Origin of the sequence: Terasakiispira papahanaumokuakeensis, assembly GCF_001709345.1 — a bacterium.
Lineage (GTDB): Bacteria > Pseudomonadota > Gammaproteobacteria > Pseudomonadales > Halomonadaceae > Terasakiispira > Terasakiispira papahanaumokuakeensis.
This window is the reverse complement of the sequence record NZ_MDTQ01000001.1, coordinates 791397-807156: the sequence shown is the minus strand read 5'-3', so window position 1 is coordinate 807156 and position 15760 is coordinate 791397. Positions and strand designations below refer to the sequence as shown.

Below are 15760 nucleotides of genomic sequence, written 5' to 3'. Positions count from 1 at the left end.
CCGCTGTTGATGTCGTGAGCGACTAGTGTAAGCTGAGCCTCACTATGAGGCGAATGCATAGATTCAAGTCAATCAATGCATCGCCTGCATTCTAATATCCCCTGTTAAGAGTCGATGATGAATGGCCGCTTATCCAAATCTAGATTTGAACCTGATCAAGCTCTTTGCCAGCCTCTACGAAACCGGCTCGGTGACCCAAACGGCAGAGGCATTGAACCTGAGCCAATCGGCCTGTAGTCATGCCCTGCAGCGATTGCGCGAGCGCTTAGGAGATGAACTGTTTGTGCGTATTGATCAGCGTATGCACCCGACCATCCATGCTCGCCACTTAGCCGAGCGCGTGTTACCCGGCCTGCAATTACTCACTCAGGGCTTAGCCAGTGCACAACCTTTTGATCCCACACAACCGCAATTATTTCGTATCGCCGCAACCGACTATACCGGTTGGTGTCTACGCCCCTTGATGCGCGACCTCAACCGCACTTACCCGGCCATTCAAATTGAGTTTTTACACCTGGAAAGCCGCATCCCCGAAACAGCACTTGAGCGAGGCGACATTGATTTAGTCTGCGGCTTTGATCACGGCTTGAAAGTCCCAGAAAGTCTGGTGTCTCACCTATGGCGAAAAGATCATTATGTGAGTGTACGTTGTCGTCAGCACCCGATTCCGACTCAGGGGTTGAGTTTATCCGAATTCCTGCGCTATCCCCATATTCTGGTGACGCCCTGGAACGAGCCTCGCGGCATTGTGGATATCACACTGGCCAAGCATAAGAAAAAGCGCCACATCGGTCTCAAAACCACCAGTGTCTTAGCGGCGCCAGACTTCCTACCCGGCACTGACTATCTACTGGCCCTTCCAGCATACTATGCCCAGCGTTTAACCTTACCGGTGCACATCGAACCGCTACCACTAGCCGTACCTGACTATCAACTCACCCTCTACTGGCATAAAACTCGCCAGCATGACCCTAAAATCGAATGGCTTATTCAAACGTTTAAAGCCTTAGCGCATATCGACGAAGGCGAATCGAAATAAACCTCGTCATCCCAAACCCGCACGCACTACACATCCAGTACGGCTTTGGCCATCACTTGGGCAGCTGCACCTCGGGCGGCGGTATAGGTGCTGTCTTCAATCAGTTTGATCGGAATATGCTGAGATTCTCTTAAGAGATCATTTTGATGGGCTTCAAAATAAGCCAATGCCGGTTGCGTCAGGGCTTCGCCTAATCGCAGTAGTGAGCCGCCCAGTACCATGGTGGCAGGGTTTAACGTATGGTGCAGATTTAACATCAACACCCCCAAGGCTTCACCTGCCCGTGCTAACACATGCTGCACCCCAGGTTCATGACTTTTTAAGCCTACCTCTTTTTCCAGATCAGCATTTTCATCCAAGCCAAGCGCAGCACGAATCGCCCAACCACTGACTAAGGTTTCAGCACACCCCCGGTTACCACAATGACAATAGAGGCCTCCGGGTTGCAAAACCGTATGTCCAATTTCGCCCAATAAACCTTGCACGCCTCGCGGCACCAAGGGGTATTCATCACCGGTGACCAAACCACTACCGATCCCAGTCCCCGCACTGATATACACCAGCGATTCGGGCGGTGTCCCAGCATGGAAATAAAACTCACCAAAGGCCGCCGCATTGGCTTCATTGTCTAACAAACGGACACCCGGCATCGTCAAACCGGCCTCATCTAACACATCCAATAATGCCACGTCGCTCCAGCGGATATTCGGCGCCAATCGCAATACCGGTATGAGAGGAGAGACCGGCCCCGGTGCCGTCACCCCGAGCCCGAGTATTTCACGGCCGGCCACCTCAGGACGCTGTTGCAACTGGTTTAACAGCTCAGCAAGCCGTTTCATCGTCGCCTCAGGTGTCGTCGGCGCTTCAGCATCATGGTGCTCAATCAAATGTTGGCCGGTCAGCGAACAAGCGACGAGACGCAAGCTTTTAACGCCGATATCAGCGCCCCATAACACATGGTGGGTATCATCCAAATAAAGTGCCCGTCCGGGACGCCCTTCGCCACGGGGCTGCAGCTCCCCCTCACACAACCACCCCTGATCCAGTAGCCCTTGAACCACACTGCCCACTGTCGCTTTGGTCAACTGAGTCCGTGATGCAATATCCGCCCGGGTCGCGCCTGGATAGCGCCTAACATGACTGATCACCGCACTGCGATTGAGCGTTTTGAGGAAGTTCAAATCACCGGCGGATTGAGGGGAGAAAGCACTGACCATGGGGCTCGAAAAACCTCAGTAAAAACATGAGTAAAAACATCAAACTCTTAATATATCAACGCACCGATATATCAAGACACCAATATATCAAAAGCCCACCGGTTGACGGTGCAAACTTGACGCCAATATTGCCCTCTCCTGATCTTCGACCTTTTTCTTTCATTGCAAGAAACTGAAATTCAAAACCTTTTAGCAGACTTTAACCAAGGTCTTATGGACGCTAAGTCAAAGATCAACAAATCTGAATTAGTAAATTAATTGAACTAACCAAAAACAAGCCGCAAACAATAAGCGCCCAACACCAGACAAAAGGAGCTAAAACGGTATGAATAGCGCGATTTATCCTAGCTTAAAAGACCAAAAGGTGGTCATTACCGGCGGCGGCTCAGGCATTGGCGCCGGAATAGTCAAAGCTTTTGTCAAACAACAGACCGATGTTCACTTCCTTGATATTGTAGAGACTGAATCACACGCCTTAGTCGAGACGGCAAAAGCGTCGGTTGAAGGCCATCAAGGCAAGATCACGTTTCATCCCTGTGATCTCACCGATCTCGCTCAACTTGAGGCCACTCTGGCCCGCATTGGCACAGTCGACATTCTGATCAATAACGCCGCCTGGGATGATCGTCATTCACTGGCGGATATCACCCCTGAATACTGGGATCAGAATATCAACGTCAATCTACGTCATATGATTTTTGCGACCAAAGCCCTGGTGCCCCATATGAAAGCGCAAGGCCGCGGCAACATCATTAATTTTGGCTCCATCAGCTGGCATCTCGGGCTGGAGAATCTATCGCTTTATGAAACCGCCAAAGCCGGTATCGAGGGATTCACCCGCGCCATGGCGCGTGAGCTAGGACCAGACAATATTCGTGTGAATTGCGTCATTCCCGGCAACGTAGAAACACCCCGCCAAAAACGCTGGTATACCCCGGAGGGAGAACAAGAGATTCTCAACAGTCAGGCCATCAAGCTTCGTCTACAACCCGAGCACCTCGCCGCCATGGTGCTCTTTCTCGCCGCCGCTGACAGCGCAGGATGCACTGGGCACAGTTACTTTGTCGATGCAGGCTGGTGCTAACCCCCCTCAAGACAAGGACAACACTGCTCATACAACGACAATAACAAGCAGGAGAAGGATCATGTCAGTTCACAGTGATAACTCGATTCACCATGACGCATCGACCCATCATGATGCACCGATCACCTCTAACACTCCCGTCTATAGCGATACTCAACGTGCCATGCTGGTGCTCGCCACCTGTTTGGTCGCCGCGATTGGCGGCTTTCTATTTGGCTTTGATAGTGGCGTCATCAACGGCACTGTCGATGGTTTACAGCAGGCGTTTGGCTCCGACAGTGTGGGCACAGGCTTTAATGTCGCCTCAATGCTGTTGGGCTGTGCCGTTGGGGCCTTTTTTGCTGGGCGCCTGGCCGATCGCTTTGGTCGACGAACCCTGTTAAGAGTGGCCGCCGTCTTTTTTATTGTCAGTGCCTGGGGATCCGGCATCGCGACAGGCTCTATCGATTTCGTCATCTACCGCATTCTCGGCGGGCTAGCCGTCGGCGCCGCCAGTGTCATGTCACCGGCTTATATCAGTGAGATTGCGCCTTCACATCTGCGCGGCCGACTTGCGACCATTCAACAAGTCGCCATTATCGGCGGCTTATTTTGCTCCTTCCTTAATAACTACATCCTGGCAGACCTGGCCGGAGGCTCAACCACGCCCCTTTGGTTTGGATATGAAGCTTGGCGCTGCATGTTCTGGATGGAGCTCATTCCCGCCAGCATTTTCTTGATTGCATTACTGTTTATTCCAGAAAGTCCACGTTTTCTGGTCAGCGCCGGCCATCACACCAAAGCCCATCATGTGCTCAACATGATTTACAACAACCCACAAGCCCAAGAGCGCCAACAACAGATTCATAACTCCCTTTCCCAACAACATCGGCCTCAGCTCAGAGACCTGATTAACCCCCAAACAGGCAAAGTCCTGAGGATTGTCTGGGTCGGTATTGGTTTGGCCGTATTTCAACAGCTGGTCGGGATCAACGTCGTTTTTTACTACGGCGCCGTGCTGTGGCAAGCCGTTGGCTTTTCTGAAAGTGATGCCTTGATGATTAACGTCATCAGCGGCGCTGTCAGTATTGCCGCTTGCCTGGCCGCCATTATATTGATCGATAAAATAGGCCGAAAACCGTTGCTCTGGGTCGGCTCAATGGGCATGGCCATCACCTTACTACAGTTGGTCTACGCTTTTTCAACCGCCACCTTTGTGAATGGACAGCTGACCTTGTCCGATGATCAGGGCGTCATCGCCCTACTGGCCGCCAATGCCTATGTCTTTTTCTTCAATATTTCCTGGGGGCCGGTCATGTGGGTCATGCTGGGGGAAATGTTCCCGAACCAAGTCCGTGGCTCAGGACTGGCGATTGCAGGGCTCTTTCAATGGATCAGTAACTTTGCCATTACCATCACTTTCCCCATTATGCTCGCCTCCATCGGTCTTACCGGGGCTTATGGCTTCTACGCACTATGTGCCCTGATCTCAATCATCTTCGTCTTCAAATGGGTACGTGAAACCAACGGCATTGAGTTGGAAGATATGGCCTATGAGTAATCTGCTCTAACGTCATTGACCTCAACCCATTAACATCAAGCCATTAACATCAAGCCATTCATGTCAGGCCATAACGAAAAAAGGGGCGCCGAAGCGCCCCCATTATGGGATAAAAACCAGTGGCCCATTAAGCCGCCAAGGCTTTCTCAATAATCTCGAACAGATCCGGTGACAGGGATTCCTGACGGATTCTTTCCAGCTGTGCTTTCATCATGTCCTGACGCTCTGACGTCATACGTTTCCAACGCGTGAGCGGAATCACCAGACGCGCTGCAATTTGCGGATTCAAGCGATTGAGTTCAATCACCACATCGGCCAATAATTGATAACCTTGGCCATCCTGACGGTGGAAATTCACCCGGTTTTGTCCAACAAAAGCGCCGATCAAAGCCCGCACACGGTTGGGATTTTTCAACGAGAAGGCAGGATGCGCCATCAGCATTTTCAGGCGATCCAACGCATCGGCTTGCGGACGTGTCACCTGCAGGCTGAACCACTGATCCATCACCAGCGGATCATGCGCCCAGCTTTCACCAAAGCGGCGTAGCGGCTCGGCGCCTAGCCGTGGATCTTCAGCATGCGCCAGCAAGGTCAAGGCGGCGCGCTGATCGGTCATATTGTCGGCACAGTTAAACTGCTCTTGTGTCAGAGCAATGGTCGCTTCATCTTCACGCGCCATCAAATAGCCCAAGCAGGTATTTTTCAGGCTACGCTCAGCAATCTGATTCGCCTCGGGCGCATAGTCACCCACACGCTGATTGACCTTATAAAGGCGTAGAAAATCATCATAAAGCGCATCAGCCAGCGCCTTACGGGCAAAACTGCGGGCCTTGTGAATGGCATCGACGTCCACCTGCTCATATTGCTCGGCCAGATAAGCCTCAGAAGGCAGGCGTAACATCTCAGCCAAAACAGCTTTATCGGTCATCTCACCGTTGAGCAGTGTCCGTGTGGCCTCAATCAAAGCCGGATCTAATTGTAGCGGCTCATTCGCCTGAATCTGGTTCACCAAGTGCTGCAACGCCAATACCGCCAACCGCTGTCCCGCATCCCAACGATTAAAGCCATCGCTGTCATGGGCCATCAAAAACGCCAGCTGTTCGCGGCTATAGTCAAAGGCCAGCTTAACCGGGGCAGAAAAGCCGCGCAGCAACGACGGTACCGGTTCCGCAGCAATATTATGGAAGGTGAAAGTTTGCTCGGCTTCTCGCAAATGCAGCACCGTTTCCGTGCCCAACTGTTCGCCGTTAAGTTCAAGCGGTAAATCATGCCCATTGGGCCCGACCAATCCCATTCGAACCGGAATATGCAAAGGTAATTTATCCGCTTGGCCCGGCGTGGCGGGCGTATGCTGACGCAGAGTCAACTGATAAGTGCGGGCATCGGCATCAAAGTGGCCGCTGGCTTCAATCTTGGGCGTCCCCGCCTGATGGTACCAGCGCATGAACTGAGAGAAGTCCAGCTCGGAGACTTCGGCCATGCAAGCGACAAAATCTTCTACAGTGGCCGCCTCACCATCATGGCGCTCAAAATAAAGATCCGTGGCTTGACGGAAGCGCTCACGTCCCAGCAACTCCGCCATCATCCGCACGACTTCCGCCCCTTTTTCATAGATCGTCAGGGTATAGAAGTTGTTGATCTCAATATAATGATCAGGCCGGACCGGGTGCGCGGTCGGGCCTGCGTCTTCAGCAAACTGCGCCGTCCGCAGCATGGCCACATCTTCAATTCGCTTGACCGGGGCCGAGTTCATATCCGCCGAGAAGCTTTGATCCCGGTAGACCGTGAACCCTTCTTTCAGCGATAACTGGAACCAATCGCGGCAGGTCACGCGGTTACCGGACCAGTTATGGAAGTATTCGTGTCCAACAACGCCTTCGACGCGCTGGAAGGCCGCATCGGTTTCACTTTTGGGCTCGGCCAACACACAGGCACTGTTGAAAATATTCAGCCCTTTATTTTCCATCGCGCCCATATTGAAGTCATTAACCGCGACGATCATAAAGATATCCAGATCATATTCACGGCCATAGGTCTGCTCATCCCAGCGCATTGAGGCTTTCAGTGAGCGCATGGCGTGATCACACTTGTGCAGATTCTCCGGCTCAACCCAAATTTCCAGCGCAACTTCACGGCCACTCATGGTGGTAAAGGTGTCTTTCACCGCTTGAAGATTACCGCCGACCAAGGCAAACAGATAGCAGGGTTTGGGGAAGGGGTCTTCCCAAGTCACAAAGTGGCGCCCGTTATCCAGCTCACCGCGTTCGATGGGATTACCGTTGGACAACAAAATGGGGAAACGCTGCTGATCGGCCTCAATTCGAGTGGTAAAGCGCGTCAATACATCCGGACGATCAGGGAAGAAAGTAATGCGGCGGAAGCCTTCCGCTTCACATTGAGTACAGAACATGGTGTTGGATTTGTAGAGCCCTTCCAGCGCTGTATTATTGGCCGGATCAATCTCGACCTCCGTCACCAGGGTAAATTGATCGGGCACACGCGCCACCGTCAGCAGATCCTCTTGATACTGGTAATCCGTTTCTGCCAACGGCTGGCCGGCCAACTCAATTCGCTTGAGTGTCAGCCCTTGACCATTCAAGACCAAGGGCAAACCCGCTTCGCGCTGATCATTGCGGCGTAAAGATAAAGTGCTGATCACACGCGTCTGATGATCATCCAAGGCGACATCCAACTTGACCTGATCGACCCAAAACGCAGGGGCTTGATAATCTTTAAGATAAATCGCCTGAGGCTGCGCGGCTTCCGGCTGAATTGCATTCATAACGGTCTCCCCTGTCATCGACACCACGCCCTGATCGACACTGATGATCTCACCATGATCAGGGCGGCATTTTATTCAGAATGATAGTCAAGATGGGGGCCGCAAGACGAGAAAGCAATAGTCCATTCCCTTTGGCCAAGCGTTGATTATTAACTCATAGGAAACAGTCATTCAGCGGCAGACGGGCTGATCAACCCTGATGGGCATGGCACACTGAACCCATCTTCTGGCCCCGAGTGATGCTCAACCTTGAGCCTGATCACGCGATCAATCGGCCAACATTTTAGATGATTCGAATGAAGAGGCGTGCAATGCGAACTTTCTTTATCTCTCACGGCAGCCCAGACTTGGTCCTCAAAGAGGTCGCCGCTCGACGCGCCCTGACACGATTGGCCAACCTGCCACGTCCAGCCGGTCTATTAACCTTATCGGCGCATTGGGCCCACAGCGGCACTCAGGTCCAGCTTGGCAGTGCCACGCAACACAGCACCCTGCATGACTTCTATGGGTTTCCACCGCCCCTGTATGAGAGGCAATGGAACGCACCGGGATTGCCCGAGCACGCCCACGCGCTTGAACAGGCACTGCAACAGGCCGGTTTTGAAGCCCAAAAAGATGATCAACGGCCGTTGGATCATGGGGTTTGGTCGCCGTTGAGCCTGCCTTTCCCTACGGCAGACCTCCCCACTTTGCCGGTGAGCCTGCCGGAAGACCTCAGCCCAGCGCAGTTATGGCAACTGGGGCAAGTGCTGGGAGACTTTGCCCGTCAGCACCATCTCTGGTTGGTGACCACCGGAGCCATCACCCACAACCTACGGGCTTTAGCACCAGAAGGGACTCCAACAGCACCTTGGGTGCAGCAGTTTGACCAATGGGTTCATCAAGTGATTGAGCGGCGGCACTGGGAGCGCTTACAGCAGTGGCAGCAACAGGCGCCGTTTGCTCAACGGAACCACCCAACGCCGGAGCACTTTCTGCCGCTTCTGGTCGCCGCAGGGGCTCAACCCGAGGGGTTAGACACTTGGCATATGAGCTACACCTACGGCAACCTGTCGATGCGCATGCTGGCCGACCCGGACACCGCTGCGCAGCTAGGCGATGCGCATCAGGGCACTCAACCTGATCTTTAAAACAACGATTTTCAAAACAAAGAAGTCTGGCCGGACGATGCAGATATTGAGAGCGACGCCGTTTCATCATCGGTCTCAGTCAACGCATCGGCCAGCAACGTCACGTCATAACCGCCGAATTTACGCAGGTTAATCACGCCAGTATCCAAGATCAGATACTGCCCTTTTATGCCCATCAAGGTGCCTTCAATCACCGGTGATTTTTCCGGGTTCAGGCTTTTCACCTTGGTCGGATACTCCAACACGGGATAGTGAAAATGACGCACCGACTCAATCAACACCTGAGGTGCAGTGCCCAGCGAGGCTGATAAACGGTCATGATACTCCGCCAATAACCGGTCGCGCTCTTCTTCCAAAGATAAATCAGGCACCTGGTTTTTGAGCATAGCCTGCCAGGCGGTTCGATCATTGACGCTGTCTTTGAAGGTCATTTCAGCCTGCCCAGAGGCCAACCGATCGGGCACCTGAAGCACCGGCAGCGCGGCAGAAGCGCCTTGATCCATCCAGCGCGTGGGCACTTGCGTGCCTCGGGTAATGCCGACTTTGAGGCCGCTGGAATTGGCCAGGTAAACCACATGGGGCTGAAAACAGTGATCGCGCCCCCACTGAGGCTCGCGGCATGTCCCCAAATGATAATGACAGGTCTCAGGCTTCACGATACAGCTGTCACACTGGGCGAGGGATTTAAAACACGGATAGCAATAACCCTGGCTAAAACTTTTACGCGTGGCCCGACCACAATGGATGCACTGGATTTGACCCGAGAAGATCAATTGTATCGACTGCCCCAGCAGGGACATCAAAGACCATTGCTGATCATCCAAGCGCAACTGATAGTGCACATTGGGCCCATCAGACGCAGGCTGATGGGTCGTCGCCATTTTGCGCAAGTGTCCACTCACGCCCATCAGTTCATCCATTTGATCGGTTGATCATCCAGATTGGAGTCACCATCATGGCTATCGCAACGACTCATATCGATATAGCCTACACGCTGCTGCTCCGGCACATTATTTTGTACCTCAAAGCGAATCACCGCCTCCATACACAACTCACGCTGCTCACTGCTCAGAGGACGGCCATCCGGCCATTTACCCAACTCAATACCACGCTTGAGGGCCTGGTAAATCTCTGGTGACATATTGTCGATCATTTTTTCAAAATTCATGGCAGACTCCTCAGCCTCAACACGCTTCACAACCTTTCATAACGGTTTAAACGCTATCAGATAAAAACCATCAGATTAAAACCATAAACCCAATACAATTCGGTGGTGAGCGGCGCTCGGTTTAACGACGCTCGGTTTAACGACGCCCGGTTTAACGACGATAGGTTTTACATGGCAACAGCGCCAGCAGCAACCCCACTAACAATCCACCCAAATGCGCTTCATTGGCGACATGGAATCCCAGAGAACCCGCTAGGTCGGTCATACAGAACACCATCCAGCCGACCATAAAAATCACCAATGCCGTCGGCACATTCAAGGGTTGTTCCGGGTGGCGCCGATCCCACAACCACATATAGCCCAGATAGGCATAAATCACACCGGAAGCGCCACCGAACGGTACCGTAGGATTAAACCAAAACTGTGCGAGATTCGAGAGCACACCCGCTAAGACAATGATCAGCAGTGTTCGTCGTGACCCTTGAATCGCTTCCAAACGCCCACCCAGCACCCAGACCCACATCAAATTAAAAATCAGATGCATGAGCCCGAAATGCATAAAGATAGGGGTAATAAAACGCCACCATTGACCGGAGGCTAACATGGTCTCCAGCCCCGAGATGGTGACATATTGACCACTGAACTGAAGCGGCGTGAAGGCCAACTGGGCAAACAACACCTCGCCAGGCCAATAACTCATGCCCGCCGAGACCAATAGCGACACGACAATCAGCGAAATCGTGACCGGCAAACGGCGCCACAACTGCACCAGTGCCGACACCTTCAAGAGGGAATTCGGCGCACGCTTTGGCATCGGTGCTCCATGATGCCAGGCTGATAACACTTCCTGAGCACGCGTCCATTGGCGGACATCCAACAACCAAACATCATGCCCCTGCTCACCTGGCAAGATCCGATGACCAATGCCCGCCGCCCATAAATGGCGGGACAAGGGCATCGGATCTTCCGCAGACGACAAGGTAATCAGCTTCTGCATAAGCATTGACCTATCAGTCGGGAGCCCGCATTGACCCAGGTCTGGCCCATCAAGGGGCACTGTCACCTTCGGCCGCTAGCTCATCAATCGGGGGACGTTCCTCACCTTGAACATCCACCCAGACAAATCGTTTGGCGCTGAGTGTGGCCTCGCCGTCATAACGATACGCCACCAAACGACCAAACTTGACTGCACTATAATCCACACAGGTGATATTGGGGCGAACCACGGCAGGAAAACCTTCACACCAGTAATGGCCGACAAATAGATGAGGCTCATCAGGGCCATAAAAGCACAAGGCCTCGCGGTCTTCATCCGAAATCGGCTGGTCTTCCAAATCACCGGGCAAGTTATCCGGCTGGAAAACGACATCGCCGTAAGTCTGGGGATTCTCAGCCCAGAAATGCACGCGAAAACTATTGCGGGTAAAGCCATCACCACTATGAATACGCACCCCCGGCGGCAATGGCATGTGGCAGCCACGGGTACAGCGATCCATCACGTGGAACTCAAAACTGCCCGGCTCGACCGAGGCATGGAGAAAATCAGCATCAATCCGCGCATCAGGGTAGCGGGCCAGAAAACGCGGCATCAATTGAGGATCCCAACAAGCATGCACCACACGCAGCCCGTCTTTCTCTAGGGCTAAAGGTATCTGTTGAAACCAGCGCAAATGATCGGCCCATTCATCAGCATGACCGGCAAACTGCTCCAACGTCTCACGGACAATTCGTGAGTGACGTTCCGTATGCGCTCTTAAGTGATCTCGCCCAGAACCTGGACGACCCGGGGTACTGAAAGCGAGCATATTGTATTCATGGTTGCCCATGACAATTTCCGCCTCGCCGCTGTCGACCATGGCACGGACCAGATTCAACGCTTCACGAATACGCGGACCACGGTCAATAATATCGCCAACAAAAATCACTTTGCGCCCTTCCGGATGGCGGTAGCATCCTTCAGTCAAGCGATAACCCAGCAGATTCAGCAGGTGAACCAGCGTCGCACCACAGCCATGCACATCACCGATCAGGTCATAACCCGGAAACGAGGCGGATGAAGCACACATTGGAGACTGCTCATACATAAAAATCGCCTCAGCCTTCAATCAATCGTGAATTCCAGCCCAGTTTGGTCCGGCACACTTCGTAATAATCATGCCCTAGCGGATGAATTAATTTCAGTCGATGAGGCTTCTTGCGGATATACAGCCAGTCGCCGGGCTTGGTCACAATATGGGTCTGACCATCGCAAGAGATATGCGGATAGGTTTCGTTATGCTCGTTGATATGGAGTTTAATTTCGCTATTGCCATCGACCACAATCGGACGGCTGGAGAGCGTATGCGGGAACATCGGCACGACCACAAGCGCATCCAGCTTAGGATGCATAATGGGCCCACCGCCAGATAGCGCATATGCCGTTGACCCCGTTGGCGTGGCCACAATCAGGCCATCAGAACGCTGGTTATAGACGTACTGACCTTCGATGAACAAATCAAATTCGATCATTCGAGCCGATTTTCCTGGGTGTAGCACGACATCATTCAGACCATCGGCCGTACCAATCGGTTCGCCATCGCGGCGCACCTCAACATCCAATAAAAAGCGCTCTTCCATCAGATAGCGCCCGGCCAACACCTCAGCGACCTTTTCTTCCAAGTCATCCGGCGAAATGTCGGTCAAAAACCCCAAACGTCCACGGTTCACGCCCAACACCGGCACACCCGTCCGCACCATCGCACGCGCAGCGCCCAACAGGCTGCCATCACCGCCCACCACAATCACCAGATCACAGATTTCGGCCAGCATTTTGCGACTGGCTTCCTGGAGACCATGGCCCAATAGCACGGTGGCGGTTTGGTCTTCGAGAATCACCTGATAATGGCGATCCTCTAAAAAGCGGATCAGCCGTTTCAGCGTTTCAACCACCTTGTGACTGCCTAAACGACCAATCAGACCAATATTCTTAAACTGCTCCATAACCTAAGGGCTCCGGCACGACCATGGATGGGAGGGGCATTATAAGGGGATCAAGGGCCCCGGCCAATGAATGACCGGTACCTTTTAGCTTGCTGATCTGATGCGTGACTTCAGTCAACCACCGCATGCCACGCATCGAGCTTATCGGAAGCGGTATCCCAACCCGACAGAAGCGCCTGACAGTTCCAGATCATCCGTATCGATGTAGCTCATATACTCTAACTGCATATAAAGCTCATCGGTAAAGCTCAGCTCAGCCCCTAATCCATAACTGAACTCGAACTCGCTATTACTATTGGTGCCATCAGCGGTTTTCACTTCCAGGCTGGCCGAAGAGGCACCGATTTTCAGGTAAGGATTAATCCGCCCTAACGGCAAGTTACCCCGCACATACAAGCCCACCATGTGCTCCAGTTTCACATCGGTATCACCACTACTATCCGAACCGCCTAAGGCGCCCTGGACTTCAACCCCGACTAAAGAAGTTAACTGCTGGCCAAACGTGATCTTCCCACCCGTCGCCGAAGCATCCGGATTTTGTCCACTATCACTGTCGCTATCCCAGTTATGCACCGACAGTGCGGCATAAGTATAAGTATCATCGTAGGTATCCAGCGCCAGCGCAGGCTGCGCTAAAAGGCCGGAGGCTGCCAAAATCCCTGCCGTCAAAAGCGGTTTCATCGTGAGTCCTCTTATGTATCAGAGTGATTATGTATCAGAACGATTGTGTATCAGAGTGATTATGATTGATTTGTGGTTAGGTTAAGGGTGATTGGGTTGGGACTGAATAAGGAGTGAGCTGAAACGCATCAATGCCCGATACTCATGACCCAACGAATCGACTTTCAGCCTATCACAGCATGCCCCTGACGCCAGTGACGAAGTGTCCAACTCTGTATGATTTTTTCTTTCTAGCAGGCAAAATAAGGCGCTTATATCGATGCGAGCCATCACCCCATCGCCCCTTAATCTCTCACCGCCCTTATGATTTAAGGCTAAGGACCTCACGATGATGACACTCCTCCCACTGCTGTATATGTTGGGTGGTATGCTGTTGGGACGTGTCTATCCGCAGGCGAGAACCTTCCTCGCCAAAGGATTAACGCTGATCCTGATTCCTTATGTCATTTTCTATAACTTACTGACCTACCAACCGGGTACCCTGCTGGTCGCTGGATTTGCCATCGTGTTTTGTACCTTATTATTTCTCATTGCCCGGCGCCTTAGCGAAGACCCGGTCGAAGCGCTCACCTTCAGCTATCTCAATATTGGTTGGTTGGGGCTACCGTTGGCGTTGGCGCTGTTTGGCGATGCTGCCGGGCGTATCATCATCGTCGCTTACGTGGGGGGCTCTGTTTTTGGCAATGTTGCGGCAGCGGCGGCGTTACAACCGCAAAGCTCGCGCTGGGTCTTGTTTAAACGCACCGTCACCGCTTGGCCCTTTCTCGCCGCTGTATTCGGAGGAGTGTTACACCTAATCTGGCCGACATTGGGAGACTGGACACTGTTAGGCCATTTGTACACAGCCGCCAAGCCTTTAATGTCTATTTTCGGGATGGCCATCTTAGGCATCTGGCTCTACCACGCCAAAATCACCGGCACCGCACTGCACCAGGCCCTGCATACCACACTCAAAAGAGCACTGATTGGCGGGCTCTTGGTCGCAGGCTTTATTGGCCTTGGGCACTACTTCGCTATTCCACTGATTCAACAACATTATTGGGTCTTTCTGATGCTGCCGTTGCTCCCACCCGCCGCGAATACCGTGGTGCTGGAAACTTACTACCTCGGCACCGGTCACTCAGCCCAAACCATCGCCAGTGGTACCATTATCTCGCTTGGCCTACTGGGCATTTTTGCTCTGGCAGTACCAGGGCTTTAGAGGGGTCATCACTTAGCACTATTCGTTACGCGTTTCCAACACTTGGCGGAGAATGCGGTTTTCAATGTTAAAGGGCACGGCCATATGATCCGCACCATCCACACGATAAAAACTGCTGCGTAGACCATAAGCGGATAAGCCGGACAAGCGTTGAGAGAGCTGCTCGGCATCTTGCTGCTCTTGTAGTGAATCTTGATCACCGACCATCAGCGACAGGCTCTGATTCACCCCATCAACCCGCCCCGATTTTACCGCTTGAGAAAAAGCACGCTCATGCGGCAGCAAGTAACGATCCGCCCACCAAAGGCTCGGGCTCGCCGCGATAATATGATCAAACAGACCCGGCCGGGTATAAAGCGCATACAAGCCCAACATACCGCCAAATGAGTGACCATAAAGCGTCTCTTGATCATGGTTCACCGGAAATTGACGGGCCACTGCAGGCATCACCTGCTGCGCCATAAAATCCAGAAATTCATCCTGCCCGCCTTGCGGCGGATCCGTCGGCTCCCCCGGAGGGGGAGAGAAATCATAGGCCCGCCGCCGGAAATTATGAGTGGCCTCGCCCGGGTAGGCGATACCGACAATAATGGCTTGCTGGAAACGCTCCTGAGCTCGCTTCGCCTCATGTAGAGAAGCAAAGAATGCATTGCCATCCAACACATAAAGTACCGGATAACCACCGGTATAAGGCAATGGCCCTTCCGGCTCGCTGATGAAGATGCGATAACGTTCACCGCGTGCATTGTGCATCGACCACTCACGGGTTTTATCCAGCCGAACCGGCCCTTCATCCTGAAAGGCCTCAGTGGTGTCCTGGTCAGTCACATGGGCATCCGCGGCAGGGCTGGCCTGAACCCAGCCGCCCCATAGCAAGATCACTAGGCCCAGCCACCACCGCATCGGAAAAGAGATTCCCAGGTTCATCATCCTCAACCC

14 protein-coding genes are annotated in these 15760 nt (G+C 52.9%); 5 read left to right on the top strand and 9 right to left on the bottom strand.

Going from position 1 to position 15760, the window contains the following annotated elements; translation table 11 throughout:
- The first annotated feature begins 121 nt into the window (after positions 1–121).
- On the top strand, positions 122–1039 hold the full coding sequence (locus BFW38_RS03600; protein ID WP_068997159.1) for a LysR family transcriptional regulator: 918 nt from the start codon (positions 122–124) through the stop codon (positions 1037–1039).
- 26 nt (positions 1040–1065) lie between these two features.
- On the opposite strand, the gene BFW38_RS03595 is transcribed toward BFW38_RS03600, so the two are convergent.
- Positions 1066–2256 carry an ROK family transcriptional regulator gene (locus BFW38_RS03595; protein ID WP_068997158.1) on the bottom strand — a complete coding sequence of 397 codons (1191 nt, stop codon included), beginning with the start codon at positions 2254–2256 and terminating at the stop codon, positions 1066–1068.
- A 325-nt stretch (positions 2257–2581) separates the two neighbouring features.
- Between BFW38_RS03595 and xylB the strand changes: the two genes are divergently transcribed.
- Complete coding sequence (gene xylB / locus BFW38_RS03590; RefSeq protein WP_068997157.1) at positions 2582–3340, top strand: D-xylose 1-dehydrogenase; 759 nt, start codon at positions 2582–2584, stop codon at positions 3338–3340.
- Between the two features lie 61 nt (positions 3341–3401).
- Positions 3402–4880, top strand: coding sequence for a sugar porter family MFS transporter (locus BFW38_RS03585; protein WP_084004432.1), 1479 nt, complete (start codon positions 3402–3404; stop codon positions 4878–4880).
- A gap of 127 nt (positions 4881–5007) precedes the next feature.
- Here the strand turns inward: BFW38_RS03585 and pepN are convergent, their stop codons facing one another.
- Positions 5008–7662 carry an aminopeptidase N gene (gene pepN / locus BFW38_RS03580; RefSeq protein ID WP_068997156.1) on the bottom strand — a complete coding sequence of 885 codons (2655 nt, stop codon included), beginning with the start codon at positions 7660–7662 and terminating at the stop codon, positions 5008–5010.
- 311 nt (positions 7663–7973) lie between these two features.
- On the opposite strand from pepN, the gene BFW38_RS03575 reads away from it, so the two are divergent.
- Positions 7974–8792: a DODA-type extradiol aromatic ring-opening family dioxygenase gene (locus tag BFW38_RS03575; RefSeq protein WP_068997155.1), complete on the top strand. Its 819-nt coding sequence runs from the start codon at positions 7974–7976 to the stop codon at positions 8790–8792.
- Between the two features lie 11 nt (positions 8793–8803).
- On the opposite strand, the gene BFW38_RS03570 is transcribed toward BFW38_RS03575, so the two are convergent.
- The 6 genes from BFW38_RS03570 to BFW38_RS03545 all read right to left on the bottom strand — a co-directional run bounded on the left by BFW38_RS03570 (position 8804) and on the right by BFW38_RS03545 (position 13620).
- Complete coding sequence (locus BFW38_RS03570) at positions 8804–9712, bottom strand: DUF2797 domain-containing protein (protein ID WP_068997154.1); 909 nt, start codon at positions 9710–9712, stop codon at positions 8804–8806.
- A complete protein-coding gene (locus BFW38_RS03565) occupies positions 9700–9960 on the bottom strand; it encodes a YeaC family protein (RefSeq protein WP_068997153.1) in 261 nt (86 codons plus the stop codon). Before BFW38_RS03565 ends, BFW38_RS03570 begins: the two co-directional genes overlap by 13 nt.
- Before the next feature lie 151 nt (positions 9961–10111).
- Positions 10112–10957 (bottom strand): rhomboid family intramembrane serine protease, encoded by an 846-nt coding sequence (locus BFW38_RS03560; protein ID WP_069000179.1) that lies wholly within the window; start codon positions 10955–10957, stop codon positions 10112–10114.
- Between the two features lie 49 nt (positions 10958–11006).
- Positions 11007–12044, bottom strand: coding sequence for a metallophosphoesterase (locus BFW38_RS03555; RefSeq protein ID WP_245686056.1), 1038 nt, complete (start codon positions 12042–12044; stop codon positions 11007–11009).
- A gap of 10 nt (positions 12045–12054) precedes the next feature.
- Positions 12055–12939: an NAD(+) kinase gene (locus BFW38_RS03550; protein WP_068997151.1), complete on the bottom strand. Its 885-nt coding sequence runs from the start codon at positions 12937–12939 to the stop codon at positions 12055–12057.
- A gap of 141 nt (positions 12940–13080) precedes the next feature.
- Positions 13081–13620, bottom strand: coding sequence for a porin family protein (locus tag BFW38_RS03545; RefSeq protein WP_068997150.1), 540 nt, complete (start codon positions 13618–13620; stop codon positions 13081–13083).
- Positions 13621–13948: 328 nt separating this feature from the next.
- Here BFW38_RS03545 and BFW38_RS03540 point away from each other — a divergent pair, with 328 nt between their 5' ends.
- Positions 13949–14821 carry an AEC family transporter gene (locus BFW38_RS03540; RefSeq protein WP_068997149.1) on the top strand — a complete coding sequence of 291 codons (873 nt, stop codon included), beginning with the start codon at positions 13949–13951 and terminating at the stop codon, positions 14819–14821.
- Positions 14822–14839: 18 nt separating this feature from the next.
- Here BFW38_RS03540 and BFW38_RS03535 read toward each other — a convergent pair whose 3' ends face one another.
- Positions 14840–15751, bottom strand: coding sequence for an alpha/beta hydrolase (locus BFW38_RS03535; RefSeq protein ID WP_245686055.1), 912 nt, complete (start codon positions 15749–15751; stop codon positions 14840–14842).
- Between the last annotated feature and the right edge of the window lie 9 nt (positions 15752–15760).

Excerpts from the sequence above, each read along its gene's own strand:
- BFW38_RS03600 (WP_068997159.1), top strand. The coding sequence starts at position 122 with ATGGCCGCTTATCCAAATCTAGATTTGAACCTGATCAAGCTCTTTGCC.
- BFW38_RS03595 (WP_068997158.1), bottom strand. The coding sequence starts at position 2,256 with ATGGTCAGTGCTTTCTCCCCTCAATCCGCCGGTGATTTGAACTTCCTC.
- xylB (WP_068997157.1), top strand. The coding sequence starts at position 2,582 with ATGAATAGCGCGATTTATCCTAGCTTAAAAGACCAAAAGGTGGTCATT.
- BFW38_RS03585 (WP_084004432.1), top strand. The coding sequence starts at position 3,402 with ATGTCAGTTCACAGTGATAACTCGATTCACCATGACGCATCGACCCAT.
- pepN (WP_068997156.1), bottom strand. The coding sequence starts at position 7,662 with ATGAATGCAATTCAGCCGGAAGCCGCGCAGCCTCAGGCGATTTATCTT.
- BFW38_RS03575 (WP_068997155.1), top strand. The coding sequence starts at position 7,974 with ATGCGAACTTTCTTTATCTCTCACGGCAGCCCAGACTTGGTCCTCAAA.
- BFW38_RS03570 (WP_068997154.1), bottom strand. The coding sequence starts at position 9,712 with ATGGATGAACTGATGGGCGTGAGTGGACACTTGCGCAAAATGGCGACG.
- BFW38_RS03565 (WP_068997153.1), bottom strand. The coding sequence starts at position 9,960 with ATGAATTTTGAAAAAATGATCGACAATATGTCACCAGAGATTTACCAG.
- BFW38_RS03560 (WP_069000179.1), bottom strand. The coding sequence starts at position 10,957 with ATGCAGAAGCTGATTACCTTGTCGTCTGCGGAAGATCCGATGCCCTTG.
- BFW38_RS03555 (WP_245686056.1), bottom strand. The coding sequence starts at position 12,044 with ATGTATGAGCAGTCTCCAATGTGTGCTTCATCCGCCTCGTTTCCGGGT.
- BFW38_RS03550 (WP_068997151.1), bottom strand. The coding sequence starts at position 12,939 with ATGGAGCAGTTTAAGAATATTGGTCTGATTGGTCGTTTAGGCAGTCAC.
- BFW38_RS03545 (WP_068997150.1), bottom strand. The coding sequence starts at position 13,620 with ATGAAACCGCTTTTGACGGCAGGGATTTTGGCAGCCTCCGGCCTTTTA.
- BFW38_RS03540 (WP_068997149.1), top strand. The coding sequence starts at position 13,949 with ATGATGACACTCCTCCCACTGCTGTATATGTTGGGTGGTATGCTGTTG.
- BFW38_RS03535 (WP_245686055.1), bottom strand. The coding sequence starts at position 15,751 with ATGATGAACCTGGGAATCTCTTTTCCGATGCGGTGGTGGCTGGGCCTA.